General features: G+C 43.6%; 19 protein-coding genes. 3 read left to right on the plus strand and 16 right to left on the minus strand.

What is annotated here, in order from left to right; genetic code table 11:
* Window positions 1-29: 29 nt before the first annotated feature.
* Window positions 30-638, minus strand: coding sequence for a fibrobacter succinogenes major paralogous domain-containing protein (locus P2G54_RS14740; protein ID WP_275872308.1), 609 nt, complete (start codon window positions 636-638; stop codon window positions 30-32).
* A gap of 627 nt (window positions 639-1265) precedes the next feature.
* On the opposite strand from P2G54_RS14740, the gene P2G54_RS14745 reads away from it, so the two are divergent.
* Window positions 1266-1409, plus strand: a complete 144-nt coding sequence (locus P2G54_RS14745; RefSeq protein ID WP_275872309.1) for a hypothetical protein — start codon at window positions 1266-1268, stop codon at window positions 1407-1409.
* Window positions 1410-1820: 411 nt separating this feature from the next.
* On the opposite strand, the gene P2G54_RS14750 is transcribed toward P2G54_RS14745, so the two are convergent.
* The 11 genes from P2G54_RS14750 to P2G54_RS14800 form a co-directional block, all read right to left on the minus strand.
* On the minus strand, window positions 1821-3479 hold the full coding sequence (locus tag P2G54_RS14750; RefSeq protein ID WP_275872310.1) for a hypothetical protein: 1659 nt from the start codon (window positions 3477-3479) through the stop codon (window positions 1821-1823).
* 187 nt (window positions 3480-3666) lie between these two features.
* The gene (locus P2G54_RS14755; RefSeq protein WP_275872311.1) at window positions 3667-3948 is read right to left on the minus strand and encodes an addiction module antidote protein; all 282 of its coding nucleotides are present in this window, start codon (window positions 3946-3948) and stop codon (window positions 3667-3669) included.
* Window positions 3945-4244: a type II toxin-antitoxin system RelE/ParE family toxin gene (locus P2G54_RS14760; protein WP_275872312.1), complete on the minus strand. Its 300-nt coding sequence runs from the start codon at window positions 4242-4244 to the stop codon at window positions 3945-3947. The genes P2G54_RS14755 and P2G54_RS14760 overlap by 4 nt, the downstream gene beginning before the upstream one ends.
* A 184-nt stretch (window positions 4245-4428) precedes the next feature.
* Window positions 4429-5265, minus strand: a complete 837-nt coding sequence (locus tag P2G54_RS14765) for a hypothetical protein (RefSeq protein WP_275872313.1) — start codon at window positions 5263-5265, stop codon at window positions 4429-4431.
* Between the two features lie 175 nt (window positions 5266-5440).
* Window positions 5441-6220 carry a hypothetical protein gene (locus tag P2G54_RS14770; RefSeq protein WP_275872314.1) on the minus strand — a complete coding sequence of 260 codons (780 nt, stop codon included), beginning with the start codon at window positions 6218-6220 and terminating at the stop codon, window positions 5441-5443.
* Window positions 6221-6329: 109 nt separating this feature from the next.
* The gene (gene xerA / locus P2G54_RS14775) at window positions 6330-7436 is read right to left on the minus strand and encodes a site-specific tyrosine recombinase/integron integrase (protein WP_275872315.1); all 1107 of its coding nucleotides are present in this window, start codon (window positions 7434-7436) and stop codon (window positions 6330-6332) included.
* A gap of 50 nt (window positions 7437-7486) precedes the next feature.
* Window positions 7487-8029 (minus strand): dihydrofolate reductase family protein, encoded by a 543-nt coding sequence (locus P2G54_RS14780; protein WP_275872316.1) that lies wholly within the window; start codon window positions 8027-8029, stop codon window positions 7487-7489.
* A gap of 14 nt (window positions 8030-8043) precedes the next feature.
* A complete protein-coding gene (gene purN / locus P2G54_RS14785; protein ID WP_275872317.1) occupies window positions 8044-8601 on the minus strand; it encodes a phosphoribosylglycinamide formyltransferase in 558 nt (185 codons plus the stop codon).
* A 90-nt stretch (window positions 8602-8691) separates the two neighbouring features.
* A complete protein-coding gene (locus tag P2G54_RS14790) occupies window positions 8692-9933 on the minus strand; it encodes a glutamate-5-semialdehyde dehydrogenase (protein ID WP_275872318.1) in 1242 nt (413 codons plus the stop codon).
* Window positions 9926-11008 (minus strand): glutamate 5-kinase, encoded by a 1083-nt coding sequence (gene proB, locus P2G54_RS14795; RefSeq protein WP_275872319.1) that lies wholly within the window; start codon window positions 11006-11008, stop codon window positions 9926-9928. Before proB ends, P2G54_RS14790 begins: the two co-directional genes overlap by 8 nt.
* Window positions 11009-11161: 153 nt before the next feature.
* Window positions 11162-12034 (minus strand): geranylgeranylglycerol-phosphate geranylgeranyltransferase, encoded by an 873-nt coding sequence (locus tag P2G54_RS14800; RefSeq protein ID WP_275872320.1) that lies wholly within the window; start codon window positions 12032-12034, stop codon window positions 11162-11164.
* Window positions 12035-12176: 142 nt separating this feature from the next.
* Here P2G54_RS14800 and P2G54_RS14805 point away from each other — a divergent pair, with 142 nt between their 5' ends.
* Window positions 12177-13547 carry a Gfo/Idh/MocA family oxidoreductase gene (locus P2G54_RS14805; protein ID WP_275872321.1) on the plus strand — a complete coding sequence of 457 codons (1371 nt, stop codon included), beginning with the start codon at window positions 12177-12179 and terminating at the stop codon, window positions 13545-13547.
* Between the two features lie 104 nt (window positions 13548-13651).
* Here P2G54_RS14805 and P2G54_RS14810 read toward each other — a convergent pair whose 3' ends face one another.
* The 4 genes from P2G54_RS14810 to P2G54_RS14825 form a co-directional block, all read right to left on the minus strand.
* Window positions 13652-14605, minus strand: coding sequence for a carbon-nitrogen hydrolase family protein (locus P2G54_RS14810; protein ID WP_275872322.1), 954 nt, complete (start codon window positions 14603-14605; stop codon window positions 13652-13654).
* A gap of 123 nt (window positions 14606-14728) precedes the next feature.
* Complete coding sequence (locus P2G54_RS14815; protein ID WP_275872323.1) at window positions 14729-15589, minus strand: ROK family protein; 861 nt, start codon at window positions 15587-15589, stop codon at window positions 14729-14731.
* Window positions 15590-15678: 89 nt separating this feature from the next.
* Window positions 15679-18006, minus strand: coding sequence for a glucosamine-6-phosphate isomerase (locus P2G54_RS14820; RefSeq protein ID WP_275872324.1), 2328 nt, complete (start codon window positions 18004-18006; stop codon window positions 15679-15681).
* Between the two features lie 237 nt (window positions 18007-18243).
* Complete coding sequence (locus tag P2G54_RS14825; RefSeq protein ID WP_275872325.1) at window positions 18244-19698, minus strand: DUF294 nucleotidyltransferase-like domain-containing protein; 1455 nt, start codon at window positions 19696-19698, stop codon at window positions 18244-18246.
* 111 nt (window positions 19699-19809) lie between these two features.
* Here P2G54_RS14825 and gndA point away from each other — a divergent pair, with 111 nt between their 5' ends.
* Window positions 19810-21705, plus strand: a complete 1896-nt coding sequence (gene gndA / locus P2G54_RS14830; protein ID WP_275872326.1) for an NADP-dependent phosphogluconate dehydrogenase — start codon at window positions 19810-19812, stop codon at window positions 21703-21705.

Consider the following 21705-nt stretch of genomic DNA (forward strand, 5'->3'; position numbering starts at 1 on the left):
TTTAATTTCATGATGCTGATGATACTGGTTTATTCCTTAATGCACCTACAATTCAACCCTCCCTTTGTTCCCGAAGGGACGAGGGCCAGTTTGGAGGCATGCCAGGCAATGGGCACGGAATACAGTCCGTAAGCGGCATCGGGATGTGCTGTTGAGGACCAGAAATAAGCGGTCTTTTTGTATTCGTTGAACCCGCCGTAGCCACTTTTTACACCGCCGGGCAATGCATTGAAACCCGAACTGTTGGTGCTGCTCCCATCACTCCAGCCCTCTAGGCTCTTCAATGCCTTAGGGTCGTTGGCCACATGGGAGAAAAGGGCTTCCCAATCATCTTTGGTGGGCACCCGAAAGCCTTGGGGGCAGGGATTGCCCTTGGTCATGGAGTGTATGTTGTACAGGTGGCCATATTGCCTTCCGGTGGTTTCGTCATAGTACCAACACCAAGCAGGTTGACCGTTTTCGGTGGCCTGCTGCCAGGCTTCCAAGCTTTGGGCATGTGTGATTGCGGTGTTGTTTTGAAAACTTGAAGATTCCAGGTTTTTAACCATCCAGACTTGGGTGCCAATGGTCACTGTTTGGGTCTGCGCATTTCCTTGGATGGAAAACAATAGGAAAAGAATAAAAACAGCTTGTCTCATGATCGGTCTTTTATGGTAATGATTTAGGTTTCTTTCAAATTAAGGTGGGGCCTGGCTTGTCCACAATACCCAATATTGGGTATTTTTTGCCATGATGGACCCAGAGGTGGATGAGCCGAATGGTTGAGACCACCAAAACCGGAAAATGTGAGCCACCTAATTTTTGGATTTAGTGATTTTAAAATCAGTCTTTTGCGTTAATCTTGAGGGTGCTCAATTTTATCCGGCTAAGGTGGTATACTATGTCCGGCGTTTCCACATAAGCCTCATAATACATTTTTGATAATTCAATAATCTGAGTTCTCAATTTCTAATACTCTTTAGTATGATAAAAGTCGGGATCTAAATATTTTCCAGAAAAATCCTGAGTATTGATTGTAATAGATATTAGAATAGCAAAAATTGAGAAACATGTTTTCATCATTTTATTTCATGTTAATTGGTTATTTATCTTTATCTGAAATGCATTACCGGTTCTCAGCTATACGCAGGCAGGGATTTTCACCACTGAACTTCCTACGAAGAACTGAACTTAAAATTTAGCACTTTTCTGTCCTACGAAGCACGAAACCCCTGCTTGCATATAGGTGATGTGTGTGCCTTGAATGGTGAATATAGGTCAAAACGATGACCGTTCCAACGGGTGAAAGTCCCTTAAGCGCGGGGGTAATCCCGATTCTCGGGACAGGCTGTCCCGAAGCCAAGCAAGTGGCAAGCTGGTTTGCCGTGAGAGGACTGAGCGTCAAGAAAACTTCCTGTGGGAGTTTTTAGCTGAGGGCCAGACTGTAGGGGAGGTGAAAAAGGAGGATGGGCTATTGCCCAGAGTCCAATTTTAAGCACTACGATCACCTTGTCAAGACTGAGAAAGAAGGGCTATGAATCCATGCTTTCCTATTACCTCAAATCGCAACCAATAATCCAGTGAACCGCCGTATACAGCCTGTCCCGATTTATCGGGAAGACCCGTACCGACTGTCCCGAAAATTGGGATACGGTGGCCCCGATTTTCGGGATAAATAGTGAGAGGTGCACCTCGCTAACTTAACGGTTGGTGAGGCCGTCTACTCGATTATTCGTCTTTAATCTGTAATGTTTGAAGTTCTTCATAGAAAGGAAGGAACTCAGACCGGCTTGGCTAACTCACTTTGAACAGAGAAGATTATTAGAATTGATAAAAAGTAATTATTGAGATGGAGGAGGAGGGGGTGGCGGAGTTGCTTCTCCTTCCAAATCTACAGCAATATTATTTTTCAATTTATTCAGATTCTCTTCAATATAGGCCAGATTTTCATAGCCTGTCTTTTTAGCAAGTTCATAAGCTCTAGTATAAACTTCCAATGCTTCATCTGTTCGACCCTCAACAATCAAAGCCTCTGCATAACTGTCATAAGCATTGACTGACATGGGATAGTAAACCATAGCCAATTCAAAAGCGTTGAGGGCATCATTCACTTTATCATCTCTCAGAAAATTGTATCCCACGGCATTCAAATAAAATTCTTCTGGCTTGTATGTTTCACCAATCAGTTCGCTGTATTGTTCGTAATGTTTTAAGGCAGCTTTTACATAACCCTCTTTTACAATGTTAGATTGGAAGGATTCCATCAGCAACTCTATTTCTGAAAGATCAATTTCGTTAAGAGAAGATTCTTTTGAAAAATATAAATGCTTATACATCTGTAAATTACCTGAGGATTCTAATATCCCCTCCATATTACCTCCGCTTTTTGAAATTCGTACTTCAGAGTTTATGGCTCTTAAAGAGTCATAAAGGGTCAAAATCAATTGATCCTCCTTAATAACAGCATTATCTACTCGAATTTGATCTTGTACATGAGGTGAGTAAAATGAAAGGCTCGCTTCAGGTTTACCATCAACATCTTTAATCTCCATTATTTGGCCAAGATAGTCAGACCCATAAGTGCTGGTTCCATACCATTTTCCGATAATGTTTTTTAGCTCAAGGGGTTCACCTTTGCTCAAGACAGGAATGGAATAACTTGGTTCTGGCTGTACGATATCAGGGTAATCATTTGACTCTTGTAGGGCTTTGACCACTTTCCAGCTTGCTTCTTGTATCAATTGAGCTTCCTCATTAGAAAGATCAATTAGTAATTCATGGTCTATTGAAGGCTCACCACTACTCGATAGACGATAGCCTGAGAGAGCACTCGGAAGTCCTAGTGGATCATCAGCCATCAAAGTTGCGTAAAGTGTAACAGCTGATAAATAGGAGCCCATTGGTGATGGGTGTCCTCCATCATCGGCATATAATTCAATCTTCGGATTTGCACGCAGTTCATCCCATACCAAACCAACAGGGGCCAGAATGGCCTTTAGTTCTTTGGCAATGGCTGTGTAAGCATGTGTCAATATGGCTTGTTCTTTTGGTTTATCCCTAACTGACCAAGTCATCAGGAACACTGTCTTAGCATCCGCTTTTTTAATTTCAGTATCGAATTTTCTGGCATGTTCATAAAATCGCTCTGTTTGTCCAAAAAATATGTCGTTATCGATCATCACACCCATACCCAGCTTACTTTGCTCTTGGAGTACCACATAATCCCAATCACCGGTTCTTATGGTTTGAATTGTACCTTCATTTTGCCAATGATCGGCAAGGGTCATACCACCACCACTTATCAACTGAGTTTCTACTACCTGATCCGGAAATTTCTCGTGTATTAATGCCTTTAGTAACTCCGGGCTGCTGTTATAGTAGGTATAACTATTTCCGATAAACAAAATCTTAATCTTATCATCTTCTTCTTTAGGCTGTGAACAGGAGAGAACTACTATTAACAACGATAAAAGACTAAAAGATCTTTTTATATATATCATTCTATTGGAATTGATTCCTACAATTATTTAATCAAAGCACTAATTATGAAGCATAACGGGCCCCGTGCTGGCGCCGGGCGATTTTGACTCGGTTCGCTAGTTTGGAAACAGAGTTCTTTTTAGGTAAAAGACTTGAGTTTGAAAACGCAAAGAGAGCCTGGCTCTAGCACGGTGTTGGTGTGCGTGATTATAGACTTGGCTTCAAATGAAAGTTCTCACCAATAGCTCTTAAGACTTTGAGAATAGTGTCAAATTGTGGTTTGGCATTTTCAGAAAGTGCTTTGTATAAACTTGGTCTGCTCAATCCGGTTTGTTCGGCTATTTTGGACATACCAATAGCCTTAGCAACATGACCGAGTGCAGCAACGATTTCATTTGCATTTCCTTCTTCTAGAACATGGTTGAGATATTCTTGAACCATTTCTTCATTGTCAAGGTATTCAGCTATATCGAATTTTGAAGCTTTCATGATGCTTTATATTTATCCCAAAGTTTTTTTGCCTTTTTTATGTCTTCTTCTTGAGAGCTTTTGTCTCCTCCTATTAGAAGTAAGATGAGTTGAGTTTGATGTCTTTTGAAGTAGATCCTGTAACCAGGACCAAAATGAATTCTCATTTCCTCAATGCCTTCGCCAACAGATGAAATGTCACCTAAATTTCCATCTTCGACGCGTTGAAGTCGCAATAAGATTCTCGCTTTGGCTTTGAAGTCTTTGAGTTTTCGAAACCACTTATCAAACTCGTCTGTTTTCTCAATTAGAAACATCTTCAAATGTAGTCACTTGGATACACTTTTGCAAATTGTTTTCTTCGGGGAATTCATGCACACAACGGTCTCGGCTATGAGTAGTTGCGTGGGTTAGCACTTAACTTTGCAAGTACACACCGAACTGAAAATCCGCAAGGATTTTCAGAAGTAGGCGAGAACAAGCAATTACTTATAGCCATTGTTAGCGGTAGTTTTTATTATTTCGTATTCTGTATGTTCTTATTATATTTTCTAATTCTCTGTGTGTTACATTCAGAGAGTCAATTTCTATTTTTTCAAACTCGTCTTCATCGTAGAAATAAGTCAGATAGGATTTAGCTGATTTGCCATAACCTTCCTGAACTACTTCCTCACTTTCTATATTCGACCAATTTTTAAATTCCACATTTTTAGTTTGGATTCCTTTCGAGTCAATTATTATTTTTGGTTTTTTATCAAGTGCTTTTCGAGATTCCTTTATAGTGCTGTAAAGTCCAATTCCAGTCATTATTGCACCCAAAATATATTGTTTGGTTTCTCCTTTAGTGAAAAAATAGATTCCAACTCCAATTATTAAAATCGAAACTCCGAGTTCAAAATAGTTATAAGCTTTCGAATAGTGAATTTCCATTTTTGGTGGAAGAGAATAATCTTCTCTATATTCATCATCTTGCTCAAATTTCTTTTCAAGTTTTTTAAGTTTACTCTTATCCTCGTTATTTCTGATTTCAGTTTTTTCGAAAATATTTCCGTCATTCCAAATCAATTTTTCTTGGATGGCTCTTTTCTTTAATTCGTGTACGTTTCTCACATTCTCAAATGCCCAAATTCTCCACTTGGTAATCATAAAACTCCAAATTAACCAAGCTAAAACAAACCCTATTAAAAAAGCTATTCCAATTCCCCAACCAGGAATTAAATTCTGTTTTGATAAGTATATAGCTAACGCTGGACAGCCAATAATTGCGATAAATACAGGAACATTCACTATTAAATGACCTCGTTTTATGGCTTTATCAACTGTTATTTGTTCTCTCATTCTGTTTTGGGTTCAAATTACCGCTAACGTTTGGCGGTATGGTTAGTTGCCGATTTCGAAGCACTTTCCTATCAAGTTACAACTACTTTTGATACGAGCTGTGCCGCTCGAATACGCACTGCACCGGCAATTAACTATACCGCGTGTTGTAGCCAGTTTTTAATTTTTTAATCATCTATTTATCTTCCCAATCTGGTGATTTACAACTACCACCAATTATTTTCCAAGTCTTAGTTTGTTTGTCATAAACAAATCTATAATCAGGTATGTATCCATTTGTCCCTCCACAAGCAATAGTATAATTTGCTTCTCTAAAATGTAATCCACCTTTAAAGAAAATTCCTTTTTTTACTTCTAATGCCAAATCTCCGAAGTTTATGTCAATCGTATCTTTTGAAATCTGTTTATGCGTAACTCTATATAACTTTAAAGTCTTGCCGTGCTTATAGGCATAATCAAATAATTCATCTGCTGAAAGGAATTTATAAACGCTATTTTTGTCAAATTTATTCTTAATCCTTTCAGTCTGCTCGTTTGGCTCAATGAATTTCCATCCACTTGATAATTGTAAGTCAATCCTACTGTTTAGGGCTTTTAAATAAATACTATCCAATGTCGGTTTGTCAATTGGCTCTTGATTCTTTGGAGTTGTTTTAAGCAAAAAGCTAATTTGTTCGAAATATTTTTTCTTGGGGTAAATTAAAACCACTCCATTATCATTTCCATAAATGTATTTTTGCTTCTCACTTTTTAAAACTTCAATTTTTTCAATCCAGCTTGGATTTATTGTATCTGGAATAGTATCTAAAAAATATTCAGTCTCATTCAACTTGATTACAAACTTAGGTAACGAATCAAGTGGCTCACTATTTATCCGAACAGAAATATCATTTAAATTCTGTCCGTAAGTAAAAAATGAAATTGAAAAAATCAATATTGTAAATATGTGTCTCATATGCAGTTCGGTTTCCTAAAATTGGCTACAACTTGTTTATTTATACGGGTTTTCCGTACATATTTCCCGAAATCGGGTGGATAAGTACGGGTTTTTGTTGTTTTATTTTTCACAAATCATCAAAAGGACTCCTTATCCGCTGAAGGCTGTTTTGACTGACGTGAGTATATATTTCCGTGGTTTTACTAGAGTTATGCCCTAACAGCTCCTGAATATACCTCAGGTCCGTTCCGCTTTCCAAGAGGTGAGTGGCATAGGAATGTCTTAGCCAGTGAAGTGTGACAGGCTTTTTGATTCTTGCTTTATGGACAGCAGCTTTTAATACTTCCTGCAGACTGTTCGGACTATACTTTTGTCCTTTGGTCATTCCTTCAAACAGGTACTCTTTTGGCTTTTCCACCAGGTAATACTCCCTCAACATTTCCACTGTCTTTCCGCTGATGGGAACCATCCGGTCTTTTGCACCCTTGCCCTGATTGATACGTAGAAGACCCCGCTTTGAGTCCACATCGATGAGTTTCAGTCCCAGCAGCTCTCCCCTTCTCAGCCCACAGGCATAGATCAGACTGAGCATCGTCCGGTGTTTGATGTTTTTAGGAGCTTGGAGTATGGCTTTCACTTCTTCTTTGCTGAGTACATGGGGTAATAGTCTCGGTTTCTTAGGTCGCTCGATTTCCATTGGTTCAAGCTTCCGCTTCAGTTTGTTTGAAAAATACAGCTTTACCGCACTGATTACCTGGGATTGAAAGGCTACTGAATATTTTCTCCTAAGGATATAATTTTGATGGAAGTTTTCCAAATCTTCACTGCTTATTTCTTCCGGATTTTTGTTGTTCATGAATCGGAAAAATAGACTCAGGCTTTGGCTGTAGGTTTTGATGGTGGATTCAGCATAGCGCCGGTTTTGCATCCATTCAGCAAATTTCCGGATCTCTTGGTTCAGACCTTTGCTTAATTCAGGAAGTTCGGCAGGAAGTTGTTCGGGCTGTATTTTTTTAAATTCCGAGTAGTCCAGCCAGGCTTTGCTTTTAAAAAGCGCGAGAAGTTGCTCCAGAATCGTTTCCTGATACGGAAGAATCCAGGCCTTTCTTTTTCCGTTCCAAACAGCTCCCGATAGGGTTTTGACTAGTTCTTTCAGCTCTTCATCGTATGCAAATTCCAACAGGACCAAGCCCTTATTCTTCCAAATGCCGCTTTTGACAAAAATGGTCTTCATCTTATTGAAAAATCAGATTGAAAACCAAAAAATAAGTAATTTTTGTTGCTTTAGTTTCTTTTCCGTACAAAATGGTTTTGTACCACTTTTTCAAAAAAGAGGTTGGTGTTTTTGCATTCAAAAATCAAGGACTGCGTCAATTCTGAAAAAAGCGGAGTTCCTCCTCCCAGCAGCACCGGAATTATGGTCAGGATCAGTTCATCGATCAGATCTTCCTTCAAAAAGCTTTGGATGGTCTTGCCTCCATCTATATAGAGCCGGAAAAATCCTCTATTATGGATGTATTCCAAGATTTCGCTCAGGCTTCCCTTTACCAGTTCGGCCTTGTCCTGGTACTTTTCGGGCAGGGAGGTCAAGGTAGTGCTGAGCACAAAAACGGGCTTCTGATAGGGCCAGTCCATATCAAATCCACAGACAGTTTCAAAGGTGGATCTTCCCATCACCAAGGCATCAATATCCGCTGTGAAAGACGCATAGCCAGTGTCCACCTGGTTGATCTCCGGAAAGGTGTCCAGCCAATCAATTCCCCCTTTGGAGTCTGCGATATACCCATCCAGACTGGTGGCAATAAAGACTTTGTTGCTTTTTTCCATGAGCCTAAAGGGTTTTACAACAAACTTTCAATCACTTCCGGGAAGTGACGATGCTCCAGTGCATGCACCTTTTGGGCGATGTCCTCCGGGCTGTCTTCGGGACTCAGGGGAGTGGAGGCCTGAAAAATGATCTTTCCCTCATCGTAATTTTCATTGACCAGGTGAATGGTGATGCCGGTTTCTTTTTCTCCGGCAGCTTTGACGGCTTCATGTACATGATGTCCGTACATGCCTTTTCCTCCGTATTTGGGAAGCAGGGCAGGGTGTATATTAACCATATGGTCCGGAAAGGCCCGGATCAGCTCCTCGGGGATTTTCAGTAAAAAGCCCGCCAAAACCACCCAGTTGATTTGTTCTTTCTGAAGTTTCTCCAAAAGAACCCCGGCATCCATCTCTTTTTTGGTAAAGGTAAATGTAGGTACCTTGAATTTCTCGGCACGCTGAAGTACAAAGGCATCGGCCTTGTTGGAAGCTACCAAAGCAATTTGGGCTTTGGTGGAATTTTGGAAGTGTTCCATGATTTTTTCGGCATTGCTGCCGCTTCCGGATGCGAGTATGGCTATGCGTTTCAAGGCTTGGGGGATTGGTTTGAGGTAGTAAAATTAAGGAATTATCTCAGCTTCACTAGAGCTCAGAATCCCTAAACTTCCGCCAGTCCATGCTCAGCTTCTGATCTGTCCGCTGCCGCGGATCACCCATTTGTAAGAAGTCAGTTCGCGGAGAGCCATGGGGCCCCGGGCATGGAGTTTTTGAGTGCTGATGCCGATTTCCGCTCCCAATCCAAACTGGGCCCCATCGGTAAAGGCAGTGGAGGCATTGGCATAGACTGCTGCAGCATCCACTTCCAGGAGGAAGCGGTCGATATGGGTCTGGTTTTCCGAAACGATGGCTTCGGAATGTTTGGAAGAATAGCGGGCGATATGCTCCAGCGCCTCATCCAGATTTTTCACGGTTTTGATCGCCATTTTCAAACTGAGAAACTCTGTTCCGAAATGGCTTTCTTCTGCTTTTGCAATCTGAGAATGTGGGCTCAGTGACCCAAAGGAGGCTGCATCGGCAAAAAGCTGAACTCCGCTTTCCAACAGTGGGGAGATCAACTCATTGAGCTCTGGAAGTCTACTTTCGTGAATGATCAGACAGTCCAGGGAGTTGCAGACACTGGGTCTGCGCGTTTTGGAATTGAGGATAATGGCTTTTGCCTTTTCCAGGTCGGCACTTTCATCCACATAGGTATGGACGATTCCGGCGCCAGTCTCGATTACGGGAACCTTGGCGTTTTGGCGCACAAAGTTGATCAGGCCCTGAGAGCCCCGGGGAATGAGCACATCCACATAGCCAACTGCTTCCAGTAAGGCCTTGGTGGCCGCCCGGTCCGCAGGTAAAAGCTGAAAAGCCTCGGTAGGCAATCCACGTTTTTCCAATACCCGGTGAATGAGTTGAAGAATGGCCCGGTTGGAGAAATCCGCATCCGAACCGCCCTTCAAGACCAGTCCGTTTCCGGATTTGAGAGCCAGGGAAAATACATCAAAAGTCACATTGGGGCGGGCTTCGTAAATGATACCCACCACTCCCAGAGGTACGGTGATTTTTTCCAGGGAAAGTCCGTTGGGAAGTGTTTTATGTTCCAGTTGGATTTGCAGGGGAGAAGGCAAAGTGATGACCTGCCTTATTTCTCCTGCGATTCCCTTGATGCGCTCTTCATTGAGCAAAAGCCGGTCATACATGGGATTGTTTTTCTCCATGCGTTCCAGGTCCTGTTGATTTGCTTCCAGCAAAAAAGGAATTTCCCGTTCGGCAAGATCCGCCAAATCCCCCAAGACCTCATTGACCTCTTCGGGACTGAGTCCAATGAGCTTTCGGCTACTGGCTTGGACGGATTCAAATACTTGGGAATACTCAGTCATGGTCAAATAGGTAGAGGTAATCGTAATGGATCAATGCTTTTTGGTTTTTTTGTCCCAGTCGCTCTTGGGCGAGTTTGGAGGAATATTCAGCCCTTCCCAAGCCGATTTTTTCCCCGGTTTCATCTTTGATCAGCAGAATGTCTCCCTTGGAAAACTCCCCGTTAATCTCCGTGATTCCCACGGGTAGGAGGCTTCTGATAATTGCCGAAGTCAGGGAAGCTTTGGCTCCGGCATTGATGGTCAGTTCTCCCTTGTAATATTGACTGCCATGGGCCAGCCATTTTTTTGGAGCCTGCTTGACTTTCTTAGGCTCAAACCAAGTGCATCGGAGGCTTTTCTCAGCGAATGCTTCCAATACATGGGGGCGCTTGCCATTGGCTATGATCACCTGAATGCCCAAGTCAGCTGATTTTTTGGCCATGGCATACTTGGTGAGCATTCCTCCCCGGCCAAAGGAAGACTTGGTTGCTGAGATATAGCTGGCAACCTCCGGCATGGAGGCTTCGACTTTTTCTATGAGTTTGGATTCGGGATCGGATGGGTTTCCGGTGAAAATCCCGTCCACATTGGTCAAGAGGAGGAGAGTGTCTGCATTGATCATGGCAGCCGCCAAACTTGCCAGTTCATCGTTGTCGGTAAACATCAGTTCCGTGATGGTCACCGTGTCGTTTTCATTGATGATGGGCAAAATCCCCTGTTGCAACAAAGCCTCAATGCAGTTTTTCATGTTGAGGAAGTGCTTTCGGTCCCGAAAGTCCTCTTTTGTCACCAGGATCTGCGCGATGGGCAGTTTCTGGAAATGAAAAAACTGCTGGTATTGATTGATCAGCCGGATCTGTCCTGTGGAGGCCCAGATCTGTTTTTTCGTCACTGGATTGAGTTTCTCAGGAAGGGAGACGGTCTGTCTTCCAAATGCAACAGCACCCGAACTGACCAGCACGACTTTCTTTCCGGAGGAGCTGAGCTTGCTGATCTGACTGACCAAATGCTCCATCCTCTCCAGATCAGGCAGGCCGTTGGACTGGGTCAGGACGTTGGATCCTATTTTGATAACGATGACTTTGCTGTCTTGCATGGATTGAGAAATTCGCATGAAATTACAGCGAATGTTGGTGAATTGCTAAGAAACCATGGGTTTTATGGTAAAATTCAAAATTTCTATCTGCTGATTCGGATCTTTGGCAAATAGGTGAAGATTGCTTTTTGAAGTGGTGTATATCTTCTTTTTTTAAATCAGGCCCATGCTCAAGGTGCCGACCAGCATCAGGATTTTGGAAATGGAACTCAATTTGGTAAAGTGTTCTTTTCGGTCTGCCTGATAGGTTTTCCACATAAACCAGCCGAAGGCCAATCCCAAAATTCCGAAGTAAATAAAGAGATGGAAATTCTGGATTTTGAAAGTCACAAAGAGGATGGAGGCGACAAAGCCCAGTGCAATTATAAAAATCACCTGCTTGGTTTTACGGAATCCCAGGACAATGGGTAGAGTGCGGCATCCGTGTTTACGGTCCCCGTCCCGGTCTTCAATGTCCTTGATGATTTCACGGATGAGGTTGAGAAAAAAAGCGAAAATAGCATAGGTAAGTACCAGCAACACGGATTTTTGATAGAAAAAAGCAGGAAGATAAATGGCCAGACCAGTCAGGAAAGCGACGGTTAAGTTTCCAATGAAGGGCATTCTTTTAAGCTGGTTGCTGTATAGCCAAAGTAAAAAAGCTGCTCCGAAATTGACCAGGGCTATTTTGGGAGAAACCAGGTATCCCAGCCCAATGGCGGTGAAATTGATCAGGGAGTGGAGAAAAATCACCACGCGTCGCTTGATGGTTTTCCCGACCACCACTTCTTGGGGCCGGTTGATGTAATCGATTTTCACATCGTAATAGTCATTGATCATGTAACCGGCGGCGGTAATCATCAAGGTAGATAGAATCAGACCGTAAAGCTTAAGGTCTTCAAGAACAGGCATTCCTGCTTGGGTGTTTTTTACCAAAAAATAGGAGGCCATGATTTGGGCAAATGCGACCATGAGCAGATTGATGGGTCTGCTGATCCGGAAAAGTCCGGAAATAGAAACGGATTGGGTCGCCTGGCTGATCTCCATGGTCCAAAAATAGAGGAATTCAAGACTTTTTCGTTGTCCCTTCCCTTTTATCAGGCAGAAAAAACGATTCCGTAAATTTTCAGAGGGATGATTGGGCTTTTCATTATCTTACTACCTATCAATCTTTTAAACCCACTTAACCATGATCAGTAAAACATCCCAATCGAGGAGAGACTTTATTGCAAAATCCGGCAGTCTTTTGGCCGGTAGTTTTTTGATTCATCCGGTATCGGAGGCTTTGACCTTGTTTGACAGGCCCGGAGAAAAAATGAGAATAGCTCTCGTAGGGACCGGAGTGAGAGGATGCTCCATGTTTGGTAGGGATGTGGTCCGAACGTATGGGGATCTGGTGGAGTTTGTAGGGCTTAGTGACAAAAACGAGGGGCGCCTGAAGTACGCCAAAGAATTTATAGGAGTAGACTGTCCTCTTTATCTGGATTTTGATCAGATGCTTTCGGAAGCCAAGCCGGATGTTTTGATCGTGACGACAATGGACAGCACCCATCATCAATTTATCATCAAGGGCCTGAATTCAGGGATCAATGTGATCTCCGAAAAGCCCATGACCACGGATGAATTCAAGTGTCAATCCATATTGGATGCGGAGCGAAAATCCGGCAAGAAACTGATCGTAACCTTTAATTATCGCTACTCCCCGCATCGTCAAAAGCTCTACGAATTGCTCAGGGCAGGGGAAATCGGAGACCTGACCTCTGTGGATTTTCACTGGTATCTGGACATTCATCATGGGGCAGATTATTTCCGAAGATGGCATAGAAGAAAGGAATTTGGGGGATCACTTTTGGTACATAAGTCCACCCACCATTTTGATTTGTTGAACTGGTGGATCAATTCTGATCCTGAGGAGGTTTTTGCCTATGGCTCTTTGGAGTTTTATGGAAAGAAAGGTCCGTTCCGTCACAGCACCTGTAGAGGTTGTCCCCATGCTTCCAACTGTGATTTCTTTTGGGATATCACCAAGAATGAGCATTTGGTCAAACTGTATACTGAAAATGAGCAATACGACGGGTACCACAGAGATGGCTGTGTTTTCCGGGATGACGTGGATATTTATGACAAGATGGCTGTTCAGATCAAATACAAAAACGCAGTACAGGTCAGCTATTCCCTTACGACTTATTCCCCCTATGAAGGCTACCGAATTGCCTTCAATGGCACCAAGGGAAGATTGGAAGCCTGGATCAAGGAGCGTCAGCCTTGGGACGAAAAAGCCGAGGACGAAATCCACTTGACCAAAAATTTTGGAGAGCGGGAAATCATCACTATCCCTCATGGGGGAGGAGGCCATGGGGGTGGAGATACCCGACTGAAGGATAAGCTCTTTAAAGACCCGAATATGGCAGATCCTTGGAGACAATCTGCAGGAAGCCGGGATGGTGCCATGTCGATTTTGGTGGGGATCGCTGCACGAAACAGCATAGAACAGAAAAAGCCAATCCGAATCGAAGATCTGACGGATATTGAATTAAAGGAAAGCGGGAGAGGGGCTTAACCAGATCCGGACTTAAACAGTGAAGTATTAAGCGAAAAAACACCTAGAGCATAGGGCCTAGGTGTTTTTTATTGTGGATAGCTTTTCGATTATAGCTTTGTTTCTCAGTCAAAGCGTACCGATTCTTGTCTTTCCCTATTTACTTTCAATTGAAGCACATCCGGTCTGGAATAATGTCCCACGGCATCGAAGTTCTGTCTTTCTTCCAAAACGCGGTTGAAATCCAAGGTTTGATAGATTAGACCTTCTTCATGGGCAACAGGTTCCAAAATCCATTTTCCATCCGGTCCGGCAATGCAACTTCCTCCATCTGCGAGTACGTCGGGACAGTTTTTCAAAATGATATCCAGATGTGGGGTATGGGCCGGGAAATCACTTTTTCTCATCAAACTGGAAACTGAAATCACAAAAGACCGGGCTTCCTGGGCGATCATTCGGGTGATATTTTCCGTGTTTCGTACCGCTCCCGGCCAAACGGCAATGTGGAGATCTTCACCCAAACCATATAAAGCTGTTCTTGCCAGAGGCATCCAGTTTTCCCAGCAGTTGAGTCCTCCTACCGTAAACTCCTTGAGGGGATGGACCTGAAGTCCCTTGCCGTCTCCAGGGGACCAAGTCAGTCTTTCGTCATAAGTGGGTTGGAGCTTGCGGTGTACCGATCGGATTTCCCCTGTCCGATCTATGTAAACCAAGGAGCAATAAAGACTATGCCCTCCGCGGTCCTGTGCTCGTTCGATGATACCCAGATAAACCGCTATGGAATGGGTTTTGGCCAAAGCCTGAATGGATTCCAAATCTCCTTTTTCGATTTGCACCGAATTGCGCACATAGTGGGCGTGGATCTCCTTTTGGATTTTATTGTCCCAGGCAGAGGCGTGGGTGATGGAAAGCCACCAAGGATATCCTGGTAAAAGTCCTTCTCCAAATACGATCAGTTCGCTCTCGTGAGATGCGGCTTCTTTGATGGAATCCTCTATTTTTTTGAGGGTGGCTGCCTTATCCAACCATACGGGTGCAATTTGGGCTAAGGCTACTTTGAGCAGGTTTGGAGCTTCCATATTCAGGTTATTTTTCAATTGCAAGTTAATCCAATCAGGTACAATGTCCAGAAGGCGTTCTGTCAAAAAAAAAACGACTCCAAAAAAGGAGTCGTCTTTTTCATTTACTAAACCAACTTTTTCTTAATTATTTACAGTCTCGGTTTCAATATCTACTAAGGCCACAGCTCCATGGATAGCTGTTTCGTCCAGTTCTGAAAGAAGGATATGCAGGTTTTCCAGGACGGTTGGGTAGTTGAAAGTAGACAGTGTTTCGTGTAATGACTTCTTGAATAGAGGATAGGTTTTACGGATGGATCCGCCCAAAACAATTGCCTCAGGAGCCAAGGCATAGAGAATATGTTTGAAAAGCTCTCCCAGATGATGTCCGTATTCCTCAAAGGCTTTAAGTGCTACAGGGTCTCCTGCCAAAGCTTGTTTTGCCAGCGCCTTTGGCTTGCTGTGGTAATAATTGGCGAAAAATTTTCCACTGCAATAATGCTCGAAATTATGTTCCAGATAGGAGGCACTGCACCATTCTCCGGCAGCTGAATTGACTCCGGAATACAAGTGTCCGTTGATCACGATTCCTCCTCCAAGACCTGTTCCCAGGGTGATTCCGACCAAATTTTGGAATTTTTTACCTACACCGAATTTATGCACGCCCAAAGCAAAACAATTGGCGTCGTTGTTGATGAAAACGGGTTTCCCGAAACGTTCGGTTAGAAATTTTTTAAGCTCCACATGCTGAAAGGCAGGGATATTGGCAAGTCCCAATACTATTCCTTCCTTAACATTGACCAGGCCGGGGATTCCTATCCCTATTCCCGCTATATCATGGTGCAGATAAGATTCAATGAATAAGGCAATGGTTTCCAGAATGAATTCCTGATCCTCATGGGCTGGAGTGGGGATATTTCGAATATCTTCCAAATGCCCATTGACCAGTACCCCGCCTTTAATGCCGGTTCCTCCGATATCTAATCCCAAAATGGCCTTCTCCATTCCTTGTTGATTGATTAATTTGGTTTAAGGTTAATCGGAGAGCTGACTTGCGCCAGCTCTCCACTAGATAGGTTGGGTAATTGAAATTCTTAAAGCATTCCCTCGATGGATTTTTCCAATTCCCTGGCTGTAGCAAGGAACTCTTCTACATTCATGTCGCGGAAGAAAATCAGGCCGTGGCTGGATCTTACTTTTGCACGCTCATGGAGATAGAAGTAGTTTTTACCCAACAATAGCTGAATGTCATCGAGTTGACTCACCCATGTTCTTTTCGCTACTGTACTGAATTTTCCATTATGGGAATAACTCGGGAATGATGCATTTACCTGGCTAAGGTAGCAGTTGGAGAAGGAATCCTCCATGACGGACATGTCTCCAAGAGATACTGGAACAATTACATTGGCCTCGTGCGGCTCGAATTTAAACCAGACATTTCGGTAGCCTATTATTCTTAAGTTGCTCAGATCTTTTTCCTCTGACCACTGACGTACTGCCTCTGCGGTAGCCTGCAAAACCTTGTAGTGGGTATCAGGTCCGGAACCTTCGGGATCGAGGGTCAAGCTGATTTTTGTTGGATTGATTTTTCTGAACATATCCAAAATGGGCTCCACATCCCGTTTTTTGTCGGGCTGTTCGGTGAAAATATCCCCGGTGTAGAAGCCCAGTCTCAGGTGGTGTACATTTTTTACCTGCACCCCAAAGTGTGCCCAAACGAGTTCCTCTTCAAACTCCCGGATCATACCCTTTAGCTTTTGGATTTTAGCCGGATTCTTTTCTCCGTCATAGCTCTTTCTCAGGATGCTGATCACATCGTTGATGGTTTCCCGGAGTTGGGTTTTGTTTTTGATAGCGTAGATAATTACCAATGCTCTTACTACCCGATGGCTCAGGCCACGCTTTCTGGCCTCAGCATTTTCTGAAGCCACATTGGTCAGGTAGTGATAGACGTCTTTGTCGGTTTTGAGGCTGTAGCCCACTTCGAAAAAGTCATCATAATTGACCATTTGGATCTTATCCTCATCCAACAATTTCTTGGTGTATTGGAGTGTTTCGATGACAAAGGTGTTGGTAACTGCCGTAAAACCAGAAGTCAGTACGGAGAAGTGCGCTTCATTACTAGGCTCATGGAGCTGATTGGTGATATGCGGCAAAATCCCCAGGGAAATATCATCGTGGTGCGGGCCTGTATGAAGTAAAACTTCATTTTTTTCCTGCTCCAGACCTTTTGCAAGCTTGTTTTCGATACTCTTCATCACCTGATTTACCGTATCCTCAGAAAGGTCCGGAATCAGTTTGGTGTATTTGTCGGCCTTCAGGTGTTCCATTTTGATTCTGTGGCCGTAGCGGTTGAGTTTTTTACAAAGCTCAATGACTGATCTTTCGGTCTTTTCCCAGGTCCATTCGCCTTTTTCATAATAGGCATCCATGGAATCCGTCAATTTCACGGCAGCTCCCTTAGTCAGGTAGAAACGTCCGCTTTTTAGTTTCTGAAGTACTGTAGCCGGGTAAATATTGTTGAGTTCGGTCTCAAGAGAATCCTTGACGATTCCGGCTTTGGCCTCTCCTGCTGCAATGATGATGGCAACAGCATCTGGGTTGTAGACGATGGTGTCCAGACCGATGGTGATTACCAGTCTGTTTGCAGAAACTTCAATACCTCCCAAATCCCCTGCTGCTACCGCCTGGGTTTCGAAGTTGGTTTCGGTCAATCGGGTAACGGAGTAAATATGTGATCCCCGTGTGTTGAATGCGATGTGTCCATCAGGTCCAATTCCTCCCAGAAAGAAACCAATGCCTCCCAAATCCCGGATTCTCTGCTCATATTCTCCACACCACTGATCAATCATGTAGATGGATTTCTGCTGCAGTTTTTCCAGATCATTTTGAGGGTCCCGGAATCTCAGGGAAAGGTCTACTTTCATGTCCGGGAATACCTCGGAGTAATGCATGCCGTTGGCAAGAGGGATTTCATCAGAATTGATCAGGATGGCTTTTTCCTTGGAAAGGCCGAATCCCTGAATGTAGAATTTGTTGACGTAGTCGTAGAAGCTGTTGTGCTGGGAGGAAGAGATCGGGTAAAATTCATCGATCTGTACAAAAGTCAGGTCTTTCAATACTGGCTTTTTGGTATTCCCAAGCCCATATTTTTCCCGGATTTCCTTGCCTTTTTTACTTTCCCAGTTTTCCAGTAAATACTGTGTCCATTTGATGAAAAACTCCGGGGTTTTTCCCGTTGGCAAACTGATCACCCCATTGGGGTTCGCGGCTGCCCATTCCAGAAAGCGGCAAGCCGTCAAAAGTCCCATTTTTGGGAAATTGTCAACAGTGAGGTAAGGAATCTTGGTGGTGATTTTTTCTACACCGGATTCCTGAAGAAAAGCTTTTTCAACTTCTGAAAGTGGATACTTACTGAGCATACTGAAGGAACAGTTTAGGTTAGGTAAGATTTGGATTTAGATGTGTTGGCAAACAATTAGTATTGATTCTAAGCGCTTTCCAAAAATATAATCCGTGAAATGAAATATTTCAGAATCATATTTCGGTTCAAACTTTACTCAATTCTAAAATAATTGTTTTAACAAAATTAAAAAACTTTGGATAATAAAAAATGACTTTTATAAAAAATTTAAAAAAGTATCTGCTTTCTGGAAATTTTATAGAGTTCCGGTAAAGGCGATTCGGATCTTTAATTGAAAATCCCGGATCACTTTAAAAATTTCGATTAGGGTAACGGATTGGACTTTGGTGAGAGAGTCTATGTTCAGGTAGTTTTTTGGCTTTGCATGTTGATGAAGAATGAGTTCGGCCTGATTTTCCAGTCTCATGGACATCAGGTAGTTGAATGCATGGATCAGTTCCTGGGTTTCTGCAGGCGAAAAGACGCCCTTCTTTCCGAGCAACTCAATTCTCTGGACGGTATTGGTTTCGAAAATTCTATGCTTCAAAGCATAAACCCGTGCAAGGTCGACCATGGGTCGCATCGTCTGTTTGAGATTGAGCTGTTTTTTTCCTTCGATTTCTTCGGTTTTTATTTTTTTGAAGAAGGTAAGCGGAGCTTCGTATTGAAGTGCATTGTAGCCTAAGTTGATGAAGAAACGTTCCGGGGCTTTTTCCAGTAAGTTTCCCATGTGATTCTTGAGTTCCTCGAGCAGGCTTTCTTTTCCGTAAATAGCCCTACAGTCAAAAAAGGTCGCATAATTCATCGCGGTTTCCTGGGAGGCATCCGAGATCCATTGTTCGTAATTCCGTTTCCAATGAGATAGGGAATGGGTCCACTTGGGATTCATGGCCATGAGCTCACCTTCACAGAAATCTATTCCTATCTGATCCAGGGCAGTGGAAACACGTGTGGCAAAATCCAGAAAATATGCCCGGACTTCTTCCCGATGCTCGTTGGCTTTGTCCTCGTAGATAATCGCGTTGTCCTGATCGGTTTTCAGCGTCAGTTCACCCCGGCCCTCGCTACCTAAAACAAAAAAGACAAATTGGGCCGGAGCCGGACCGATTTCCTTGATCACCCGTTCGATGACACGTTGGGTGATGGTGTCGGCAACCGTGGTAATGATCTGATTGACCAGCCCCGCCTTCATGCCTCTGGAAAGAAGCAAATGGATGATTTCCGGCATTCTTCCCCATTTTTCTCTTAGTTCTGGGATTTGTCGTGCTTCCTTTACGGATTGGATAAACATAAATGGTCCCTGACTTTGTTCGGTAAGGATTTTGGTTCGGCTGATCCAACCAATGAATTCTTGGTTTTCCCGAACAAGGAGGTAGCGGGATTTGGTTTGGAACATCAAAAGGAGGGCTTCGACCAAACTCGAGTCAGGATGTATGGATACCATGGATTTTTCCATGATTTCTGAAACAGGAGTATCTAACTGTAGTCCCTTTGCCAAGGCTTTATCTCGTAAGGTGATGTCCGTGATAAACCCCTGAATGTCCTGCGGGGAGTTTCCTATAAAAAGACAGCTGACTTGCTCCCTGGCCATTTGGGCAGCACAGGACTGAATGTCGCTTTCTGGCTTGGCCATGCGAAGGTGTCGAAAATGAAGTTCACGAACCCGTTTAGAATAAAATTGGTCTGAAATAATGTTTTCCTTGGCATTCATTTGTCTCAAATTAGACAAAGTTTGTTCTCAATTCTGCATTTATTTTCTCTGATCTAAAAATTGAGTCCTAAGATCAGGATTGCCTAGCCTCTAATTTCTTAATTTCGCTTCATGTTAATTATTGTCACAGGGGTATCCGGTACCGGAAAGACTACATTGGGAACAGCGCTTTCCGAGCGCTTGCATTTGCCATTTTTTGATGCGGATCATTTCCATCCCAAGGAGAATATTGATAAAATGAGCCAGGGCTTTCCTCTTAATGATGAGGATAGACAACCTTGGCTAAAAGCACTGGCAGCCCAACTTCGGGAATCTGAACTTTCAGGAGGGGCCGTATTGGCTTGCAGTTCCCTTAAAGAATCTTACCGTAAGGAATTGTCTGTAGATGATAATCTCCGGTGGATTCATCTGAAGGGCGATCGGGATTTGATCTGGGCCAGAATGCAGGCCCGGCAAAACCACTACATGAAGGCTGGGATGCTGGATTCTCAAATAGCCACCTGGGAAGAACCAAGCTATGGATATCACTTGAGTATTGACCAAAGTCCTGAGGAGATGCTGGATGAGGCTTTGGATTATCTAAAAAAGGAAAGCATGAAAATGAAAATGGGCGTGATCGGCATGGGCGTGATGGGGAAAAGCCTTGCCTTAAACCTAGCCGAGAAAGGTGTGCCTGTTTCCCTGTACAACCGCTTTGTAAAAGGACAAGAAGAAGGAGTTGCTCAACAAGTTCTGGATGAAAACCCGGACTTTGCCAATATGCAGGCTTTTGAAGACTTGAAGCTTTTTTTGGACTCCCTTGAAAAACCCAGAAAAATCCTGATGATGATCCCGGCAGGTGAGGCAATTGACGCGCAACTGGACAGCCTGATCCCGCTATTGGATGCAGGAGATTTGGTTATAGATGGGGGAAATTCCTTCTACAAGGATTCCGAGAGAAGGGTAGCGCGCATGGATCAATTAAATCTTCGCTTTCTTCCCATGGGAGTTTCCGGCGGAGAAGAAGGGGCCAGAAAAGGGCCTTCCATCATGCCCGGTGGAAATGCGGAAGGTTATGAAATGGTGGCTGATTTTCTGGGCAGGATCTCTGCGAAAGACAAAGAAGGCAGACCTTGCGTCACCTATGTAGGTCCGGGAGGATCTGGGCATTTTATCAAGATGGTCCATAATTCCATTGAATATGGAGAAATGCAGGTGTTGGCAGAATTGGTCCATTTGCTTCGCTTCGGTTTTGGCTGTTCCCCTGAGCAGGTTTCGGGAATTTTTTCGGATTGGGGGAAAGGGGAGTTAAAGTCTTATTTGCTGGAAATCACGACCGACATTCTTCTGTTTAAGGAAGATGGAGAGTTGCTGCTGGACAAAATTCTGGATCAGGCGGGGCAGAAAGGAACAGGGGCCTGGTCCCTGACCACAGCACTGGAATATGGGGTTCCCTACAGCCCGCTTGCTGAAGCGGTCAATGCCCGTGGAGTTTCAGGGGGAAAGGAGTTAAGAAGAGCTTTTTCAAAAACATTCGAGCATTCTTTTATCCCAGTGCAGGCTTCCCTGGAATCCTGGCTTCCCAAACTCAAATCCGCCTATGCCTTAGCCCGGGTGATTAACCATGAGGTGGGATTTGGGCTGATGAAGACTGTTTCCGATTCAAAAAACTGGAACCTCAACTTCAATGAAATCGCACGCATCTGGACCAATGGTTGTATCATCCGTTCCGGATTGATGGAAAATATTTCAGTTCATTATTCCCCTTCCCTTGAGTTTTTTGAAATGCCGGGAGTGAAAGAGCAGGTGATTTCCGGAAGAAAGGATTTGGCAGAATTGGTGGGGTTGGGAATTGCCCATGGATTTGCCATGCCGGTGATGAGTGCCGGAATCAATTATCTTCTCGGAAGGATCACAGCCGAGTCCAGTGCCTCGGTTATTCAGGCTCAACGGGACTACTTCGGAGCGCATACCTATCAGAGAAAGGATGATCCCAGCGGAAAGTTTTACCATACCAAGTGGACTTAA

This window comes from Algoriphagus sp. CAU 1675 (genome assembly GCF_029222925.1).
Lineage (GTDB): Bacteria > Bacteroidota > Bacteroidia > Cytophagales > Cyclobacteriaceae > Algoriphagus.